Raw genomic sequence first — 18,879 nt, 5'->3', positions numbered from 1 at the left:
TGACGACAGGATTAGGTCATGGCTTGCAATGGCAGGAGAAAACCAATGCCGGGCACTTGCCAGCAACTGAAAGGGAGGGTTTGCCATCAGGATGGCATCCACGGTATCGCAAGGGCAGGGTGATTTGGCTGTGGGCAGTCTGGCAGTCTTGGCAAGCTGAAGCGGGATGTGTCGCGAGGACGGCAGAAAAACAAAAAAGCCCTTGATTGCTCAAGGGCTTAAATGTTGGTCTGGCGGAGAGGGAGGGATTCGAACCCTCGGTACGCTCGCACGTACGCCTGATTTCGAGTCAGGTACATTCGACCACTCTGCCACCTCTCCGACTCAGAGATGCGCAGTTTATTGGTGGAGGTGCTTCCTGTCAATAGCATCTGCATGAAAGCGCTGTTTTCGGGGCCGGAAGTGGGCCTGGCGAGAGTAGTCAGGTCTCTTGGTGGTGGGCTTGCGGTGGGCTTGCTAAACTCGGCGGCTTATCAGGCAGCTGCCGGATGCAGGCTGCAGCACAGGGGATTGCAGTGAAACTATCAAGCAGGATGGATGGCGTGGCGCCATTTCAGGTGATGGCCATTCTGGAGCGGGCGCGGGCCTTGCAGGCAGAAGGCCGTGATGTGATTCATCTGGAAGTGGGCGAGCCGGATTTTGCCACACCACACGCGATTGTAGAGGCGGGACGGCAGGCGCTGGCGGATGGTCATACTTTCTATACTGCGGCGCAGGGGCTGCCACAATTGCGCCAAGCCATCGCCGGTTTTTATCAGCAGCGTTATGGCGTGACGGTGGATGCGCGTCGCATCATCGTGACACCGGGTGCGTCGGGCGCCTTGCAGATTGCCTTGTCCTTGCTGGTCAATCAGGATGATCAGGTGTTGATGGCCGACCCTACCTATCCCTGTAACCGGCATTTTGTCAGCCTGCTGGGTGGTGAGCCGGTTTGCCTGCCGGTGGGGCCGGATACCCGCTATCAGTTGCTGGCCGGCGGTGTGGATGCTGCCTGGGGCGAACGAACGGTGGCGGCCATGGTGGCCAGCCCGGCCAACCCGACCGGGACATTGCTGACCGCAGACGAGTTGGCGGCACTGAGTGCCAGCTGCAAGCAGCATGGCGGCAGCCTGATTGTGGACGAAATCTATCATGGCCTGACTTATGGCTGTGATGCGGCAACTGCGCTCGCAGTGGACCCGGATGTATTTGTGATCAACAGCTTTTCCAAGTATTTCCAGATGACGGGCTGGCGGCTGGGCTGGCTGGTGGTGCCGGATGATTATGTCGAACCGGCATTGCGCCTGGCACAGAACCTGTTCCTGTGCCCGCCGGCGATGGCGCAATATGCGGCGCTGGCAGCTTTCCGGCCGCAGGTGATTGCCGAGCTGGAGCAACGCCGTGCCGAGTTTGGTCGGCGTCGGGATTTCCTGTTGCAGGCGCTGCCGCAACTGGGATGGCAGCTGCCGGTGCAGCCTGAAGGTGCGTTTTATCTGTACGCCGATGTCAGCGCGGTAACGGATGACAGCTTTGCCTACTGCGCGCGTTTGCTGGAGGAGGTGAATGTGGCCATCACGCCCGGAGCGGACTTTGGCCAGTTTGGCGCGGCCCGCCATGTGCGGGTGGCCTACACCACCGGCGTCGACCGGCTGGCGGAGGCGGTGGCGCGGATTGCCAGCCTGGGCTGATGGGGCCGGTGACGTGTGATGAACAAAAAGGCTGCCAGATGGCAGCATTTTTTGCTGGAGTGCGAGCGACAACGTTCAGTGGTGAATGTCCAGCGTCACATCGCCACGTTCTTCCGCCACCGATTGCAGGATTTCCAGTAGCGTGGCGTAGACATCTGCCCCCAGTTTGCTGCGGGATAGCTCGGTGTCGCGCCAGACAATTTCAAACGGGCCGCTGACATCGCCACTCAGGCTGTCGTACAGGGCATCCAGATTGCGGCCGAAGTGAGCCGGCAAGTGCAGCTGGCGGCTGATTTCATCGTAAAACTGTTCCAGTGATGTGATCTGTTGCAACTGGCAGATGATTACTGACATGCAGGCACCTCGATAAATCGCTGGTAGTGATCGACAGAAACAAAGCGCTGGCCGGCACGGGAAAATACCAGACGATTGGTGCCACGCTTGCCACCTTTATAGTTCAAATCCGCTTCCTGCCATTGCCCCTTGGGCAGCTGCTTTTCGTAATTGCCGAACCGGTCGCCACCAATGGATTTGCCTTGCAGGGCGGGCACGCTCCACAGGCTGCGGCCCGGTTGCCAGCCTGCGGCTTGCGCCTGACGCTTGGGAATGAACTGATCCGGCAGTCGGCCGGTTTGTTTCAGTGCCTGCAATACATTGCCAAGTTCGGCTGGGTCCAGCCGGTTGCCGGTTTGCTGGTTCACCATGCCGGCAACATCGCTGCATCGGGGCAGTGCCCAGGCTGCGGGCGCGAGCAGGGTGGTGAGCAGCAGTGCTTGCAAGACGTGACGTAGCCGCATGATTTACTCCAGATTCAGGGATTCGACAGCATGGCCGTGACCGATCAGCAATGGCAGCATGCTGGCCATGGGCTGGGTGTCCGGCGCGGTGGTGATGAAACGGTAGCAGCGATCCCCAATACTGTCGCTGCCATGTTGCTGCAGCAGCGAGTCCACGCGCCGGGCAATCGCCTCGGCCGGGTCGTACAGCGCAATCTGCTCACCAGTCAGCTCGCGGATCAGCGGTGACAGAAAGGGGTAGTGCGTGCAACCCAAGGCGATGTGGTCGATGTTTTCCTGTAGCAGCGGCTGCACCACGGCGGCAACCCGGGCGCGGGTGAGGGCGCTGTCGAGCTCTCCCGCTTCCACCTGTTCCACCCAGCCCACACCGGGGCGACGCAGCACTTCCACCTCCCCGGCATGTTTGTCCAGCAGTGCCTGTACCCGTTCGCTGGCCAGCGTGGCCTGGGTGGCCAGCACGGCAATGCGGCCGGTCCGGCTGGCAGCGGCAGCCGGCTTGATGGCCGGTTCCACGCCGACGATGGGAATGGGCAGGTGCTGGCGCAGCGCGGCCACGGCGGCGGTGGTGGCGGTATTGCAGGCCACCACCAGCAGGCTGGCACTCTGGCTGTGCAGGTAGCGGCCGACTTTCAGGCTGCGCGCGATGATTTCGACCTTGCTGCGTCCGCCATAGGGGCAGTAAGCCTGATCAGCCAGGTAGGTAATGGGCCAGTCAGGCAGGGTAGCCTGAACGGCACGCCAGATGGATAGCCCACCCAGCCCGGAGTCGAACATCGCAATCATGTTGTGCGGCTTAGTTGTTCTGGATGACGATCTTGGGGAACTTGCCAGAGAAGTCCTGGGCCTTTTCGCCCACCTTCACCGCCAGTTTGCGGGCAATGTCCTTGTACAGGGCGGCTAAATTGCCATCCGGGTCGGCAGCGACGGTGGGTTTGCCCTGGTCTACCGCCAGGCGGATACCCATGTCCAGCGGCAGCGAACCCAACACTTCCACGCCAAAGTCGGCAGCCATGCGCGCAGCACCGCCTTCGCCGAAGATGTGTTCGGCATGACCGCAGTTGCTGCAAATATGGATGGCCATGTTTTCCACCATGCCCAGAATGGGCACGCCCACTTTCTGGAACATGGTGACCCCCTTGCGGGCATCCAGCAGGGCAATGTCCTGCGGGGTGGTGACAATCAAGGCACCCGTCACCGGCACTTTTTGCGACAGGGTGAGCTGGATGTCACCGGTACCCGGCGGCATGTCGATGACCAGATAATCCAGATTGTCCCAGCGGGTGTCATTCAGCAGTTGTTGCAAAGCCTGGCTCACCATCGGGCCGCGCCATACCATGGCCTGGTCGGCATCTACCAGATAGCCGATGGACATGGTCTGGATGCCGTAATTGATGATGGGTTGCAGGCTCTTGCCATCCGGTGTTTCCGGGCGCTGGCCTTGCAGGCCCAGCATCAACGGTTGCGACGGGCCGTAGATGTCGGCATCCAGAATCCCTACGCGTGCCCCTTCGGCTTGCAAAGCCAGTGCCAGGTTGACCGCCGTGGTGGATTTGCCCACGCCGCCCTTGCCGGATGCAACGGCAATCACGTTTTTCACGCCAGGCAACAGGGGAACGCCACGCTGGGCTGCGTGGCTGGTAATCTGGCTTCTCACGCCTACATTCAATGCACGGCCTGCCGCGATGGATTGCAAGGCGGTGCGGAATTCTTCGGCCACCCGTGCAAACTGGCTGGCGGCCGGATAGGCCAGTACCACGTCCAGCGACAGCTGATCAGCGCTGATCTTGATGTTCTTCACTGCCTTGGCGGCAACATAGGTTTTACCGGTATTGCTGTCGGTCAGGCCGGCAACGGCCTCCAGCACTTGGGCGTCGGTCAGGGTCATGGTATCGGCTGCGCTATCTGCGTCCGGCTTGTTGCCGAACAGCTTGGTCAGTTTGGAGAGCATGGGGGCGATGAAAGTGGGTGAATACCCGACAATTTTACTATGTTTTTGGGACAGCGGTGTTGCCCCTTCTGTAAGTGGGCATGTTACTCCCGCGCGCCTGTGCTGGCTATGGGTTTGGCCTTGGGCAAGTTGTGTCTGCAATTATTGCTTCATCTTGAATTAATTTGCCGCAAGCACTTGATCTGTGTAGAATTCCCGGCTTTTTTTCGTGCGCTGGCTGCTGTTTTCTGCCACGCCCGGGTTCGGCCCTGTCAGGCCGTGGCCATGATCTTTGTTGCCAAGAAAGGTTGTTGTCTTGCAGTCCAAACATGTTTCCCTCAGCGCGGCGAATCTGCTGTTTCCGCTGGCGCTGGTTTTGTTCGAATTTGCCGTTTATATCGCCAATGATATGGTGCAACCCGCCATGTTGCAGGTTACCCGCGAGTTTCTGGTGGGCAGCAGTTGGGTGCCCACTTCCATGACGGCCTTTCTGGTCGGCGGTGCCTTGCTGCCCTGGCTGACCGGCCCCCTGTCGGACCGTATCGGTCGTCGCCCGGTACTGTTGTTCGGCGTGGCCTTTTTCATGCTGTCCTGCCTTGCCACTTATCTGGTTCATTCCATCGAAGCTTTCATTGCGCTGCGAGTGGTGCAGGGCATGGGCTTGTGCTTTATCAATGCGGTGGGCTATGCCGCAGTACAAGAGGCGTTTGAGGAAACCACGGCAGTCAAGGTAACCGCGCTGATGGCCAATGTGGCGCTGATTGCACCACTGGTCGGCCCGCTGGCCGGTGCCGCTCTGGTGGAAATCGCCCCCTGGCGCAGTTGCTTCCTGGTGATTGCCGCGCTGGCTGGCCTTGCCCTGCTGGGGCTGGTGTGGAAGATGCCGGAAACCGTGGTGCCGGGTCAGAACCGCCAGCCCTTGACGCAGATGGGGGCCGATTACCTGCGCTTGCTGAAACAGTCGCGCTTTGTACTGTCTGCGCTGTGCATTCCACTGCTGGCCCTGCCGCTGATGGGCTGGATTGCCTTGTCGCCGGTACTGCTGGTGCGCGACCTTGGCATGAGCACGGTGGAATACGGCCTGATGCAGCTGCCGGTGTTTGGCGGGCTGATTGCCGGCAACTTTGCGCTGGCCATGGTGGCGGATCGCTGGCCGCTGGGTCGTTCAGTCTTTGTCGGCATGGGCCCGATTGTTGGCGGCCTGCTCTTGATGCTGGCTGGTGTGCTGTTTACCGCCGAGCCGGTGTGGCTGATGGTGGCCGGCATGAGCCTGATGAGTTTTGGCGAAGGACTGAGCTTTGGCGTGCTGTACCGCTTTGCCCTGATGTCATCCCCAGTGGCCAAGGGCACGGTATCGGCCGCCATGAGCATGCTGTCGATGGCTGGCTATGCACTGGGTATCGAGCTGTTCCGGCTGGCTTATGTTGCCGCTGGCATGGCGGGTTTTGCCGCTTGCTCGGTATTTACCGCGGTATTGTTCGTGCTGCTGGCGCGCCGCACCGTGCCGCAGGCCATGGCCGAGCGCGCAGCACCGGCCGATTACCTGCCGCTGGAGCTGCAGGGCCAGAACAGCTAAACCACGATTTTCCCTGCACAAGCACCCGGTGTGATGGCTTTTATCGCCCATCCGCCGGGTTTTTGCCGAACAGCGCCGTGACCGGTAAGGCGATACGGTTCTATAATCGACGGCTTGAGATCGCTTACCATCAGGAACACCCACCATGAGCAAACGCAAGATTCTGGTAACCAGTGCACTGCCTTACGCCAACGCGGGGCTGCATCTGGGCCACATGCTGGAACAGATCCAGACCGATGTCTGGGTGCGTTTCCAGAAAATGCGCGGGCACGAATGCTATTACGTGTGCGCGGATGACACCCACGGCGCCCCCATCATGCTGGCCGCCGAAAAGCAGGGCATCACCCCCACCCAGCTGGTGGATGCAGTACGCGAGCTGCATCTGGCTGATTCGCAGGGCTTCCTGATTGGCCACGACAACTACTACAGCACCAACAGTCCGGAAAACAAGGCATTCGCCGAGCAGGTGTACAAGGCCCTGCGTGCTGACGACAAGATTTCCAGCCGCACCATCGAGCAGCTGTTCGACCCGGAAAAACAGATGTTCCTGCCGGACCGGTTCGTCAAGGGTGAATGCCCCAAGTGCGCGGCCAAAGACCAGTACGGCGACAACTGTGAAGTGTGCGGTGCCACTTACAACCCGACCGAACTGAAGAACCCGTACTCGGCGGTATCCGGTGCCAAGCCGGTACTGAAAACCTCCGAGCACTACTTCTTCCGCTTGGGCGAATGCGCCGACTTCCTCAAGGGCTGGACCAGCGGCAGCAGCGTGCGTGCCGATGGCGTCACGCAGCCGCACTTGCAGCCGGAATCGCTCAACAAGATGAACGAGTGGATCGAAGGCGGCCTGCAGGACTGGGACATTAGCCGCGATGCCCCGTATTTCGGTTTTGAAATTCCGGATGCGCCGGGCAAGTACTTCTACGTCTGGCTGGACGCACCGATTGGCTACATGGCCAGCTTCAAGAACCTGTGCGACAGCAAGGGCATCGATTTTGACGCCTGGTTCAAGCCGGGCTCGGATGCCGAGATGTATCACTTCATCGGCAAGGACATCCTGTACTTCCACGCGCTGTTCTGGCCGGCCATGCTGAATTACTCCGGCCTGCGTGCTCCTAGCGGCGTGTTTGCCCACGGCTTCCTCACCGTGGACGGACAGAAAATGTCCAAGTCGCGCGGCACCTTCATCCAGGCCAAGAGCTATCTGGACTGCGGCCTGAACCCGGAATGGATGCGCTACTACATGGCGGCCAAACTCAACGGTCGCATCGAAGACATCGACCTCAACCTGAACGACTTCGTGGCCCGGGTGAATTCCGACCTGGTAGGCAAATACATCAACATCGCCAGCCGCTCTGCCGGTTTCATCAGCAAGCGTTTTGGCGGCAAGCTGGCCGACAGCGTGGCGGATACGGCCATCCTGCACAAGCTGCAAGTCGCTGCGCCGGAACTGGCCGCTGCGTTTGAAGCACGTGAATATGCCAAGGCACTGCGCGATGTAATGGCACTGGCCGACGAGGTGAATGCCTATGTCGATGCCAACAAGCCGTGGGAACTGGCCAAGCAGGAAGGGCAGGATGCACGCCTGCAGGAAGTCTGCACCGTGCTGATCAACGCCTTCCGCCTGCTCACCATCTACCTCAAGCCGGTACTGCCCAAGCTGGCCGAAGGCGTGGAAGCCTTCCTCGGCGTGGCGCCGCTGGCCTGGTCCGATGCCGACAGCCTGCTGTTGGGCAACACCATCAACACCTATCAGCACCTGATGCAGCGCATCGACCCGGCGCTGATCGACAAACTGATCGAAGCAAACAAACAGAATATGCAAGCCACCAGCAACACCCCGGCCGCTGCCGCTTACGAGCCGCTGGCCGACACCATCAAGATTGACGACTTTGCCAAGGTGGACCTGCGTATCGGCAAGGTACTGGCCTGCAACTTTGTCGAAGGTTCGGACAAGCTGTTGCAGTTCACCGTTGATCTGGGCTTTGAACAGCGCAACATCTTCTCCGGCATCCGCTCTGCTTATCAGGAACCGGAAAAGCTGGTGGGCCGCAATGTGGTAGTGGTGGCCAATCTGGCCGAGCGCAAGATGCGTTTTGGCGTGTCACAAGGCATGATTGTCTGCGCCTCCGGTGCCGATGACAATTCCGGCCTGTTCCTGCTGGATGTGGATCAGGGCGCCGCACCAGGCATGCGTATCGGTTAAGCGGACGGCGTTTCGCCCCCATACAGCCCTGCCCCTGATGTGGCAGGGCTTTTTCTTTGTTGTGCCAGAAAACCGTCACGAATGTGTCATTTGGGGCTGTTAGAGTCTTTCCTCATAACAATGTGGAACTATATTGTTGGCTTATTTGTCAATAACGTGTTAAACCTTTAGATCAAACTAAAATTTTGTCGCAATGATAAAAAAAACAAGGAAATATAAAAATGCAAATCTCTCAATTGAAACCGGGTTACACCGTCCTTGAGCATAAAGACAGTGGCGATATCGTCCACTACACCGTCGTCAGCATCCGCCAGGTTGGCAAGATGTTTGAAGTGACATTCCAGTCGGTACTTGGCCTGGCCAGTGCCTTCTATCCGGCCAACGGCTTCATTCACGCAGCCGCCTGAGCCCGCACACCGACCCGACGAACCCGGGTCGACATCAAGCAAAGCACCCCGCCGTCGGCGGGGTTTTTGTTTGCGGCTGCGCATGGCTGATGGATTCTGCCGTATCATGACGGACTGCGTGTTTGCTTAGTCCTATTCCCCATGACCCGTCTGTACCAACTGCTTCCCGAACTGCTTGCCAACGTTGTGTTGCCCTGGCTGTGCTATCGCTGGGCACAGCCGCAATGGGGCGAAACTGCCGGGCTGATTGCATCTTCCTTGCCGCCCATCGCCTGGAGCGTGGTCGAGTTGCTGCGCTTTCGCCGTATTGATGCGCTCAGCCTGCTGGTATTGGGCGGCATTGCCCTGTCCTTGCTGGCCATCTTGCTCGGTGGCAGTCCAAGGGTATTGCTGATGCGCGAATCCTTGCTGTCCGGTTTGATTGGCCTGGCATTCCTGCTCTCATTGTTGCTGCCCAAACCGTTGCTGTTCTATCTGGCGCGTGCGACGGTGGCACGTGAATCAGCCGAAGGAGAGTGGAGGTTTGATGTGCGCTGGCAGGAAGCAGCCTTTCGGCGCGGCATTCGCCAGCTCACCTTGCTGTGGGGTGGGGGATTGTGTGCTGAAACGCTATTGCGTGCCTTGCTGATCTGGCAGTTGCCAGTGGAGCGTTTCCTGATTGTGTCGCCCTTTGTCAGCTACGGCATCATGGGCTTGCTGCTGGCCGGTACCTGGCTGGGCCGGCGCCGTTTGCGGGCCAACAGCCCCCTCTCGGTTTCTTGATGGCAAAAAAAGAGGCCGCCCGGGGAGGCGGCCTTGAATTTCCGTGATGAACACTTAGGAGAATACGTGCTGCACACCTGAGGAGGTGGCACAGAACGATTCGAACTGCACTGGCTACCTGTCTGTCGCACGTTCATCGCAAGAACGGTGACGGGATGTGCGGCGGGCTGCCAATCACTCTTGGGGCAGAAGTGATTGGCGGTAACACAGGTATAACTTTAGGCCAGCAATGTTGAGAAGGTGTGTCATGCAAAGCGGCAAATGTTAATAAGTTTTACAAATAAGCTGGCTGTCATATTAAAAAAATTTTAAGAAACTGTTGACAGACGAAAGCCCTGCTTGTACTATGCACTCCTCTTCTGAAGTAACACAGCAGAAGACAGCGACAGAACACTGACGCGGGATGGAGCAGTCTGGTAGCTCGTCGGGCTCATAACCCGAAGGTCGTAGGTTCGAATCCTGCTCCCGCAACCAAAAATAGTCCCGGCCTGATAGCCGGCACTAGTCAGGAAACCCCGATAGAACATCGTTTCTACGGGGTTTTTTGTTATTCCAGCAGACCTGCCGTGCAGGCAGCAGTTGCCCGGGTGGACAGCTTATACTGAAAGCTCATCCATCGCCGTCAGAGAGCCAACATGCGCATTGCTGTTTTCGATACCAAAAACTACGACCGCCAAAGCCTGGATGGTGCCAATCAGCAGTTCGGCCATCAACTGAGCTACTTCGAACCACGACTCAACCGTGACACGCTGGAACTGGTGCACGATGTTGATGCGGTCTGTCCCTTTGTCAATGACCGGCTGGATGCCGAGGTGATTGCCAGCCTGGCGGCGCGTGGCGTGCGCCTGATTACCTTGCGCTGTGCCGGTTTCAATGGCGTGGATCTGGCAGCCTGCCGCCAGCACGGCATTGCCGTAACGCGCGTACCAGCCTATTCGCCCCATGCGGTGGCCGAACACGCGTTTGCCTTGTTGCTGGCCGTGGTGCGGCGTATTCACAAATCCTATGTCCGGGTGCGCGAAATGGATTTCTCGCTGGACGGGCTGGTAGGTTTCGATCTGTATCGCAAGACCATCGGCGTGGTAGGTACCGGGCGCATTGGCCAGGCAACCATTTCCATTGCCAAGGGCTTTGGCATGCGGGTGTTGGCGTTTGACATATTCCCGCAAGCCGGGCTGGATGAAAAGCTGGGGTTTGAATATGTCACGCTGCCGCAGTTACTGGCGGAATGCGATGTGGTCAGCCTGCATCTGCCACTGACGGTAGAGACGCAGCACATGATCAATGCCAGCTCACTGGCCGGCATGAAGCCCGGCGCGGTGCTGATCAATACCAGTCGGGGCGGGCTGATTGAAACAGCGGCGCTGATTTCTGCATTGAAGGATGGCCGGCTGGCTGGTGTGGGCCTTGATGTGTACGAGATGGAAGAGGGCGTGTTTTTTGAAAACCACTCGGAACTCGGCTTGCAGGATGACCAGTTAGCCCGCCTGCTGACCTTCCCCAATGTGCTGGTGACAGCACATCAGGGTTTCCTTACGCGCGAGGCGCTGGACAATATTGCCGAAACCACGCTGGCCAATGCCACGGCATTCGAGCAGGGCCGGCTGCTGGACAACAAGGTGTGAGGCGGCCAGCCTCAGCCATGCTGACGGCGGAACACCCAGCGCCGGGTGTCTGACTCGCTGCTGTCAAAATGGTAACCGGCCAGATTGAAGTCCTGCAGCGCTTCCGGGATGTCCACCTTGTGCAGTGCCGCCCAGCGCGCCATCAAGCCACGTGCCTGTTTGGCGTAGAAGCTGATGATTTTGTACTGGCCGTTCTTGTAGTCCTGGAATACCGGCGTAATCAGCCGGCCGTGCAGTTTGGCCGGTTTGACCGATTTGAAGTATTCGTCGGATGCCAGATTCACCAGCACAGGGTTGTCCGACCCGTCCAGTAGTGTGTTCAGCGCATCGGTAATGCGCTCGCCCCAGAATGCATACAGGTTGGTCCCGCGTGGATTGGCCAGTCTGGTGCCCATTTCCAGGCGGTAAGGCTGCATCAGGTCCAGCGGTCGCAACAGGCCGTACAGGCCGGACAGAATGCGCAGGTGATTTTGCAGGTAGTCCAGTTGATCTTCGTTCAGGCTGGCCGCGTCCAGTCCTTCATAGACATCCCCCAGGAAGGCCAGTACTGCCTGTTTGGCGTTGGCCGGAGTGAAGTCGGGGTGCCAGTCGTGATAGCGGCCAACATTCAGCGTGGCCAGGGCGTCGCTGATGTCCATCAGCTTGGCAATGTCGGCCGGGCTTTTCTCGCGCAGCACCTGAATCAGCTGCTGGCTGTCGGCCAGGAAGTCGGGCTGAGTATGGCGCGTGGTGTGGGGCGGTGTGGTGTAGTCCAGCGTCTTGGCCGGGGAAAGTACCATCAACATGGGGCGATGTCCTTGCAGCAGAATGGGGTGAATTGTAACGGAGCCGATGGATTAGCGTGCGGGGGCCATGAGCCTGGCCTTGCCGGAAACGCGAATTGAACTGCCTATTTCAGTCGGGATCGTGGCCTGCAAGCAAGAGCGCTGGCCCATATCCTCACCTTGTACCACCTCGATATGGCCGCCATGCTCCCAGCCAATATCTCGCAGATAACCGGCCAGGGCGGCCGTGGCCGCTCCGGTGGCCGGGTCTTCATAAACGCCGCCTGCAGCAAAGGCATTACGGCTGTGAAAGCGTTGCTGGTCCTCTGCCCACAGCAGCAGGATGGTGGTCAGGCCGGCACGGCGCATCAAGTCGCGGCCTGCTTCCAGCGAGTAGCGCATGGCGGATAGGGTGGTGCGTTCTTGTAAGGCGAGCAGCAGGTGGTCGGCTCTAGCATGGATCAGGGCAGGAGGCAGCTTTGGGCAGAGCTGGTCGGCACTTAGTCCGAACAAGTCGAGTGCTTCTTGCAGTAAGGCTGCAGGTGCCGCAGTACTGCGTGTCGGTGGCGATTGCAGGGCGGCACTAAGCTGTCCCGCTTGGTATTGGCCACTGACGCTGATGTTGGCCTGATTCAGTTGGAGGGGAAAATCCCCATTGCCATATTGCATCGCCATAGCCGCTCCCAGTGCAATGGTGGCATGGCCGCAAAATGGAACCTCTGCTTCTGGTGAGAAACAGCGCACTCGCCAGCCCTGGTCCTGTGGCATGGCAAATACGGTTTCGGAGAAACCTAGCCGGGTGGCAATGGTTTGCATTTCGCTGTCACCGGGCAGGCTGGGCTGGATGACTACACCGGCAGGATTGCCGCCGCTGTCGCCATCGGAAAATGCAGCAATCTTCAGAATATTCATCACAGGCTCCTACCGGGTAAAATGGCATGTCGGATTCTAGGAGATGCGGGCATGCGGGTGGTTGTTCAACGGGTGAGTGAAGCGAAGGTAACAGTGGCAGGTGAAACCTGCGGGCAGATTGCTGCCGGCTTGCTGTTGCTGGTGGGTGTGGAGGAGGTGGATACACAGCAGGATATCGACTGGCTGGTACGCAAGATCAGCCAGCTACGCATTTTCAGTGATGCTGAGGGGGTGATGAATCTTTCCCTGCTGGACTGTGGTGCAGAGGCGCTGGCGGTCAGTCAGTTCACCTTGTTTGCCTCTACCCGCAAGGGCAATCGTCCGTCCTACAGCCGTGCTGCGCGGGGAGATATCTCGCGTCCGCTGTTCGAACAGTTTGTGTCCAGCCTGGCGCAAGTGCTGGGTAAAGCAGTCCCGACCGGGGTGTTCGGTGCCGACATGCAGGTGAGTCTGGTGAATGACGGCCCGGTGACTATTTTGCTGGACAGCCGGAATCCGGAATGAGTGCCTGAGTGCAGTACTGGCTGAACGGAAATTAAAAAACCCGCCAAGGCGGGTTTTTCATGGATGGTCTGCAAGGGATTACAGGCCCTGGGTCTCGATACGGACGCGTTGTCCCGGCTGGAGGCGGGTGAGCTGGTTGGCATCGTTCCAGCGCTGGATGTCGGTATGGTTCACACCAAAGCGACGGGCAATGCTGTACACGGTGTCACCACGTTGCACCACATATTCGGCCGGAACTGCACCGGTGGCCGCCGTTGTGCCACTGCTGACCTTGACCAGTGCCTCATCCTGCGCGGAGGGGGCGGGTACGGCTTCAGCCAGCATGGTGTTGCTGGCCAGCGGATTCGGTTTCACCCGGATGACCTGGCCCAGCTTGACGGTGTTGTCACTGAGGTTGTTATAGGCTTTGAGGTCGGCCACGCTCACGTTATAGCGACGCGAGATGTTGAACAGGGTATCGCCACCCACCACGGTGTGCTGGGTGGCTGCCGGGTTGATGCTGGCGAGCCGGGCTTCCAGCGGCTTGGGCGGCGGCGTATTGCCGGAAGGCAGGCTGGGGGCTTCGGCCTTGGCCAGTACCAGCGGCTTGCTGGCAGGTTTTACTGCCGGGGCCTCAGCCACATCAGCCACATTGGCCGATGCCGTGGCGACGGTATTGACTGCCGGAGTAGCACTTGTAGTGGCAGCGGCTGCAATTGAGGTGCTCGGCGTCACGCTCTTGTCAGCCGTTGCTACAGTAATGGCAGGGCTCGTGGTTTCTGCTGCCGGACGAATGCTGGCTACCAGTGGCTGCGGTTTTGTTATTACCGGGGTACTCAGGGCAACCGTAACAGGCTTGGCTTGCACGGCTACAGTCGTTACCGGCTGCAGTTTGGCGCTGGCAATCAGGTTGTCGCTGGCGGCAATGCTGTTGTCTGTGCCATCAAGCGGCGTGGCACCATCGCTCTTGCCACGCAGTGCAACCAGTAGCGGGCGGCCTGCGGTGAGATTGCGTGAACCGAGTTTGTTGACGTTTTGCAGTTCACCCGGGCTCATGCCATAGCGCTCGGCCACGCTGGCCACGTTTTCATCCGCCGTCGGGGTGTAAACCTGCCAGCTGAGCAAGGGTTTGTCCCAGTGCGACAGGTTGTAATCGAACTTGTCGGCCTTGGCCAGCGGAATCAGCATCTGGCGGCCGGGTTTGTGTGCATATACCGGCAGATTGAACGCCGGGTTCAGTTCCTTGAATTCGGCGACCGACATGCCTGCCATCTTGGCCGCGACTTCGATATCCATGTGACGGCCGGTGGATACCGCAATGAAATAGGGCTTGTTGGGGAATTTGTCCAGGCGGATGCCGTATTTCTCAGGCTGGCTGAGTATGTTGCGCACCGCAATCAGCTTGGGAGCGTAATTGCGGGTTTCATTCGGCATCTTGATGTTTTCGTAGGTAGGCTCAAGGCCTGCGGCCTGCGCGCGGGCAATGGCACGTGCCAGATTGCCTTCACCCCAGTTGTAGGCGGCCAGTGCCAGGTTCCAGTCGCCGAACTGGGCATACAGGTTTTGCAGGTAGTCCAGCGCTGCGCGGGTGGCTTCCATGATGTCGCGACGGCCGTCATACCACCAGGTTTGTTCCAGGCCGTAATGGCGACCGGTTGCGGGCATGAACTGCCACAAGCCAGCCGCGCCCACCGGAGAATTGGCGGTGGGGACAAAAGCACTTTCCACCACAGGCAGGAAAGCAATTTCGGTGGGCATGCCGCGCCGTTCCACTTCATTCATGATGTGGAACAGGTATTTGTGGCCGCGATCCAGAATGCGTTTGAAGTATTCGGGCTTGCTGCTGTACAGGCGTTCTTGCTTGCGGACAATGTCGGCGTTGACTTCTGTCAGCTGGAAACCTTCGCGTGCGCGCTCCCAGACATTGTCGCCGTTACGCAGCAGGCTGGAGTTCAGCAACATCATGTCCAGGCCGGCTGCCTGTGCTTCATCGACACCCACCGACTGACGGAATGCACCTGAATCGGCATGCGCCAGCGAGGGGAGGGAAAATGCAAATGACAGCGAAAGTGCCAATGGGGTGATTCTTTTCATTGGGCCAGCCCGGAATTCTGATCTCGGCCGATGCTAAACACCGCCCATGGGTGTGTCAATCGAAAAAGACAAATCATTTCATGAGCTTTGCGCAAAACAGTCATTGAAAAGCAATCAATTCCGGCAAGCAGCCTTTTAACAAGAATGATCTACCCGGAATGAATTTCAACTGAAGGTGTTTTTCCATTCACGCAACACCGTAAACACTTCCAGTCGGGTTACCAATGCTTTCCCGGCATGACGGCTGGCTTGCTGTCTTACCGCCGCCACCTGGCTGCGCATGAAGGGGTTAGTGGTTTTTTCCAGTCCCAGTTCGGTGGGCAGGGTGGGCAGCCCCATGGCAATCTGTTTTTGATCCAGCAATTGTCGCAGCTGGATTTCATCATTATCTGGCTCTACGGCCAGAGCAAACTTGAGGTTGGACAAGGTGTATTCATGTGCCGGATAAAAACGGGTGGTGTCCGGCAGGGCGGCCAGCTTGTCCAGTGAGGCCAGCATCTGAGCCGGGCTGCCTTCGAACAGGCGACCACAACCGGCACCAAACAGAGTGTCGCCGCAAAACAGCTGTCCGTGGCCGTAATAGGCCAGGTGGTCCAGTGTATGGCCAGGCAGGGCCAGTACATCAAAGGCATATTCATGCCAGTGCACGCTGGCGCCTTCCATGACTGGTTGATTGACGCCGGCAATGCTGGCCGGGCCATATACCTGCGCCTGTGGCCAGCGTTGCAACAGTTCGGTCAGTCCGCCGCAATGATCGGCGTGATGATGGGTGATCAGGACGGCCTGCAAGGCCAGTCCGCGCTGCTCCAGATGGGCAATCAGTGGAGCGGCTTCACCGGGGTCCACTGCAAGAGCACCGGTGCCCTGCTGCAAAACCCAGATATAATTGTCGGCAAATGCCCGAACGGGGGTAACGGTAAACATGGTCGGATCGGACTCCTTCAATGATGCAAGCGTTTTCCACGTGGCTGACCACGACCGAACTGGGCCTTTACCTGCTGCAGTGTGAGCAGGCGTTTTTCGATCGGGCGGTCGCCGATATTTTCGGTTTTCATGCTGTGCAGATAGGTCTGCCCCAGGTGGACTTCCTGAGTGCCAACCGCATTCCCTGGCAATGCCGGGCAGCAGAGGGCGGGGAGGCGGCGCAAATCATCTGCCACTCCGAACAACTGCCATTTGAAAGCCGCAGCCTGGATTTACTGGTCATGCCCCATCTGCTGGATTTTACCACCGAGCCGCATCAGGTTCTGCGTGAGGTGGAACGGGTGCTGGTGCCTGAGGGCAGATTGCTGATGACCGGCTTCAATCCGGTTTCCTTATGGGGAGTACGCCGGCTGATTCAGGGACGGGCGGCCATTCCGTGGCGTGGCAATTTTTTCCCGCTGATCCGTATCCGCGACTGGCTGAAGCTGCTTGACCTGGAGCCGGTGGCGGGCTGTTTCATGGCCTACGCCCCCCCCTTGTCTCAGCAAGGCTGGCTGGAGCGCTTTGGCTTCATGGAGCGTGCGGGCGACAAATGGTGGCCGCTGGCGGCTGGTGTGTACGGCATCGAAGCAGTCAAACGCCAGCGTGGCATGCGTCTGATCACCCCGGCGTGGAAGGTGGCCAAACCGGCCAAGGGCCTGGTGGTGGCCGGCGGCAACGAACGTCACCCCTCACACCGCGAGATGCCGCCAACGGTAAGTCAGTTGCGCGATCCGCAAGAATAAACCTGCTTCGTTGCCATCAACGAAGCCAACCGAACCGAGAACATGACAAGCGAAGATTGTGTCGAGATTTACACCGATGGTGCCTGCAAGGGTAATCCTGGCCCGGGCGGATGGGGAGCCTTGTTGCGCTTCAAGGGCAAGGAGAAGGAGCTGTTTGGCGGCGAACATGGCACCACCAACAACCGCATGGAGCTGCTGGCCGTCATCCGCGGCCTTGCCGCACTGAACCGGCCCTGTCATGTGGTGGTCTACACCGACTCGCAATATGTGCAAAAAGGCATTTCCGAGTGGATTCACGGCTGGAAGGCACGTGGCTGGAAGACCGCCGCCAAGGAACCGGTCAAGAATGCCGACCTGTGGCAAATGCTGGATGCCGAACGCAATCGCCATCTGCATGTCGACTGGCGTTGGGTGAAGGGCCATGCCGGTCACGAGTTCAACGAACGGGCCGACCAGCTTGCCAACCGTGGCGTTGAGTCCCTGTAAAAGCATTGTCCTCTTATTGAATATGGCCGGGTGCAAGCATCCGGCCTGAAAGCAGCAGCATGAGACAGATAATTCTCGATACCGAAACCACCGGCCTGGACCCGGATCAAGGCCACCGCATCATTGAGTTTGCCGGTCTGGAAATGATCAACCGCAAGCTCACCGGCCAGCATCTGCACCTGTACATTCATCCAGAGCGCGATATCGACCCGGATGCAGAGCGGGTGCATGGCATCTCGCTGGCCTCGCTGGAAGGCAAACCGCGCTTTGCCCAGGTGGCCGAGCAACTGGCCGACTTCATGCGCGGTGCCGAACTGATCATCCACAACGCGCCGTTTGATGTGAAGTTCCTCAATGCCGAATTCGACCGCCTTGGCCTGCCGCGCATCAACAAGCTGGCCGCACAGGTCACCGACACTCTGGCCATGGCGCGCGACCAGTTCCCCGGCAAGCGGAACAGCCTGGATGCACTGTGCGACCGCTTTGACATCGACCGTTCCAACCGTACCCTGCACGGCGCGCTGATCGACTGTGAACTGCTGTCCGAGGTCTACCTGTGGATGACCCGTGGCCAGGAAAGCCTGGTGATGGACATCGACGTGGATACCGGCAACAGCCAGGGTGGTGACATCCAGTTCGAACGCAAGCCCTTGCTGGTAAAGCGGGCCAGTGAGGAAGAGCTGGCCGCGCACGCCAGTTATCTGGGCGAGCTGGACAAGGCGGTAAAAGGCAGCTGTCTGTGGCGCACGCTGGAAGCACCGCCCGCCGGAGATGCCACATGAGCCGCTATCTTGCACTGGTTCCGGCCGCCGGTTCCGGCAGCCGCTTTGGCGGCCCCAGCCCCAAGCAGTATTTGCAGCTGAACAATCGCCCGCTGATGTGGCACACCTTGCAGGTATTGAGCCAGGTGGCAGCCATCAGCGAAGTGGCGGTGGTGATTTCTCCGGCAGATGAATGGTTTGATGATTTTGACTGGGATCTGCCCAAACTGCGGGTATACCGCGTTGGCGGCGCCAGCCGGGCCGAAAGCGTGCGCAATGGCCTGCAAGCCATGTCGGCAGATGCGCAAGACTGGGTGCTGGTGCACGATGCTGCCCGCTGTTGCCTGTCGGTGACGGCGGTGGAGCGGCTGATTGCTACCCTGGCCGACGACCCGGTGGGCGGCATTCTGGCGCTCCCGGTGGCCGATACCGTCAAACGGGCAGATGCCGAAGAACGCATCAGCGCCACGGTGCCGCGTCAGGGCCTGTGGCTGGCGCAAACGCCGCAGATGTTCCGCGCCGGCCTGCTTGGCAGTGCCTTGCACGCCGCCGAAGCCGCTGATGTCACTGACGAAGCCTCGGCCATCGAGCACTATGGCCACAAGCCCCGCCTGGTGGATGGCGATGCCCAGAACTTCAAGGTGACTTACCCGCGCGACCTGGCATTGGCCCGGGCGATTCTGGCTTCACGAAAGGACTGAAC

At 59.2% G+C, this 18,879-nt stretch carries 19 protein-coding genes and 2 tRNA genes; 12 read left to right on the top strand and 9 right to left on the bottom strand.

The window, feature by feature from the left end:
* Nucleotides 1-231: 231 nt before the first annotated feature.
* Nucleotides 232-321, bottom strand: a tRNA-Ser gene (locus JHD62_RS02130).
* Nucleotides 322-488: 167 nt separating this feature from the next.
* Between JHD62_RS02130 and JHD62_RS02125 the strand changes: the two genes are divergently transcribed.
* Complete coding sequence (locus tag JHD62_RS02125; RefSeq protein WP_255522852.1) at nt 489-1,667, top strand: pyridoxal phosphate-dependent aminotransferase; 1,179 nt, start codon at nt 489-491, stop codon at nt 1,665-1,667.
* 75 nt (nt 1,668-1,742) lie between these two features.
* Here the strand turns inward: JHD62_RS02125 and JHD62_RS02120 are convergent, their stop codons facing one another.
* Genes JHD62_RS02120 through apbC form a run of 4 tightly spaced genes read right to left on the bottom strand, consistent with a single transcriptional unit; the run spans nt 1,743 to nt 4,349 of the window.
* Nucleotides 1,743-2,021, bottom strand: a complete 279-nt coding sequence (locus JHD62_RS02120; protein WP_233160532.1) for a barstar family protein — start codon at nt 2,019-2,021, stop codon at nt 1,743-1,745.
* A complete protein-coding gene (locus tag JHD62_RS02115; RefSeq protein WP_199101577.1) occupies nt 2,012-2,464 on the bottom strand; it encodes a ribonuclease domain-containing protein in 453 nt (150 codons plus the stop codon). Before JHD62_RS02115 ends, JHD62_RS02120 begins: the two co-directional genes overlap by 10 nt.
* Before the next feature lie 3 nt (nt 2,465-2,467).
* Entirely contained in the window at nt 2,468-3,247 is a 780-nt protein-coding gene (gene murI, locus JHD62_RS02110; RefSeq protein ID WP_199101576.1) for a glutamate racemase, read from the bottom strand.
* Between the two features lie 10 nt (nt 3,248-3,257).
* Entirely contained in the window at nt 3,258-4,349 is a 1,092-nt protein-coding gene (gene apbC / locus JHD62_RS02105; RefSeq protein ID WP_370541016.1) for an iron-sulfur cluster carrier protein ApbC, read from the bottom strand.
* Between the two features lie 358 nt (nt 4,350-4,707).
* Between apbC and JHD62_RS02100 the strand changes: the two genes are divergently transcribed.
* The 6 genes from JHD62_RS02100 (at nt 4,708) to JHD62_RS02075 (ending at nt 10,967) form a co-directional block, all read left to right on the top strand.
* A complete protein-coding gene (locus JHD62_RS02100) occupies nt 4,708-5,967 on the top strand; it encodes an MFS transporter (protein WP_199101574.1) in 1,260 nt (419 codons plus the stop codon).
* A 145-nt stretch (nt 5,968-6,112) separates the two neighbouring features.
* Entirely contained in the window at nt 6,113-8,173 is a 2,061-nt protein-coding gene (metG, locus tag JHD62_RS02095) for a methionine--tRNA ligase (protein WP_199101573.1), read from the top strand.
* 221 nt (nt 8,174-8,394) lie between these two features.
* Entirely contained in the window at nt 8,395-8,580 is a 186-nt protein-coding gene (locus JHD62_RS02090) for a hypothetical protein (protein ID WP_045845657.1), read from the top strand.
* 141 nt (nt 8,581-8,721) lie between these two features.
* Entirely contained in the window at nt 8,722-9,342 is a 621-nt protein-coding gene (locus JHD62_RS02085; protein WP_199101572.1) for a VC0807 family protein, read from the top strand.
* Between the two features lie 397 nt (nt 9,343-9,739).
* Nucleotides 9,740-9,816, top strand: a tRNA-Met gene (locus JHD62_RS02080).
* Nucleotides 9,817-9,977: 161 nt separating this feature from the next.
* Nucleotides 9,978-10,967, top strand: a complete 990-nt coding sequence (locus JHD62_RS02075; protein WP_199101571.1) for a 2-hydroxyacid dehydrogenase — start codon at nt 9,978-9,980, stop codon at nt 10,965-10,967.
* 11 nt (nt 10,968-10,978) lie between these two features.
* On the opposite strand, the gene yaaA is transcribed toward JHD62_RS02075, so the two are convergent.
* Nucleotides 10,979-11,752 (bottom strand): peroxide stress protein YaaA, encoded by a 774-nt coding sequence (yaaA, locus tag JHD62_RS02070; protein WP_199101570.1) that lies wholly within the window; start codon nt 11,750-11,752, stop codon nt 10,979-10,981.
* A gap of 51 nt (nt 11,753-11,803) precedes the next feature.
* Complete coding sequence (locus JHD62_RS02065) at nt 11,804-12,643, bottom strand: PhzF family phenazine biosynthesis protein (protein WP_199101569.1); 840 nt, start codon at nt 12,641-12,643, stop codon at nt 11,804-11,806.
* Between the two features lie 51 nt (nt 12,644-12,694).
* On the opposite strand from JHD62_RS02065, the gene dtd reads away from it, so the two are divergent.
* Nucleotides 12,695-13,147 (top strand): D-aminoacyl-tRNA deacylase, encoded by a 453-nt coding sequence (gene dtd / locus JHD62_RS02060; RefSeq protein ID WP_199101568.1) that lies wholly within the window; start codon nt 12,695-12,697, stop codon nt 13,145-13,147.
* Nucleotides 13,148-13,225: 78 nt separating this feature from the next.
* Here the strand turns inward: dtd and JHD62_RS02055 are convergent, their stop codons facing one another.
* Nucleotides 13,226-15,220 carry a LysM peptidoglycan-binding domain-containing protein gene (locus JHD62_RS02055; RefSeq protein WP_199101567.1) on the bottom strand — a complete coding sequence of 665 codons (1,995 nt, stop codon included), beginning with the start codon at nt 15,218-15,220 and terminating at the stop codon, nt 13,226-13,228.
* A 165-nt stretch (nt 15,221-15,385) separates the two neighbouring features.
* Nucleotides 15,386-16,144 (bottom strand): hydroxyacylglutathione hydrolase, encoded by a 759-nt coding sequence (gene gloB / locus JHD62_RS02050; protein ID WP_199101566.1) that lies wholly within the window; start codon nt 16,142-16,144, stop codon nt 15,386-15,388.
* 20 nt (nt 16,145-16,164) lie between these two features.
* Between gloB and JHD62_RS02045 the strand changes: the two genes are divergently transcribed.
* The 4 genes from JHD62_RS02045 to ispD are packed head-to-tail and all read left to right on the top strand — an operon-like array spanning nt 16,165 to nt 18,877.
* A complete protein-coding gene (locus JHD62_RS02045; protein WP_199101565.1) occupies nt 16,165-16,929 on the top strand; it encodes a class I SAM-dependent methyltransferase in 765 nt (254 codons plus the stop codon).
* A 42-nt stretch (nt 16,930-16,971) separates the two neighbouring features.
* Entirely contained in the window at nt 16,972-17,415 is a 444-nt protein-coding gene (rnhA, locus tag JHD62_RS02040; protein WP_045845665.1) for a ribonuclease HI, read from the top strand.
* A gap of 59 nt (nt 17,416-17,474) precedes the next feature.
* On the top strand, nt 17,475-18,197 hold the full coding sequence (gene dnaQ / locus JHD62_RS02035) for a DNA polymerase III subunit epsilon (protein WP_199101564.1): 723 nt from the start codon (nt 17,475-17,477) through the stop codon (nt 18,195-18,197).
* Nucleotides 18,194-18,877: a 2-C-methyl-D-erythritol 4-phosphate cytidylyltransferase gene (gene ispD / locus JHD62_RS02030; protein ID WP_199101563.1), complete on the top strand. Its 684-nt coding sequence runs from the start codon at nt 18,194-18,196 to the stop codon at nt 18,875-18,877. The genes dnaQ and ispD overlap by 4 nt, the downstream gene beginning before the upstream one ends.
* Nucleotides 18,878-18,879: the final 2 nt, after the last annotated feature.

It is taken from the genome of Aquitalea sp. ASV11, assembly GCF_016429185.1.
GTDB lineage: Bacteria > Pseudomonadota > Gammaproteobacteria > Burkholderiales > Chromobacteriaceae > Aquitalea > Aquitalea pelogenes.
The sequence above is the reverse complement of the archived record's forward strand: the minus strand, read 5'-3'. Positions and strand labels throughout refer to the sequence as shown.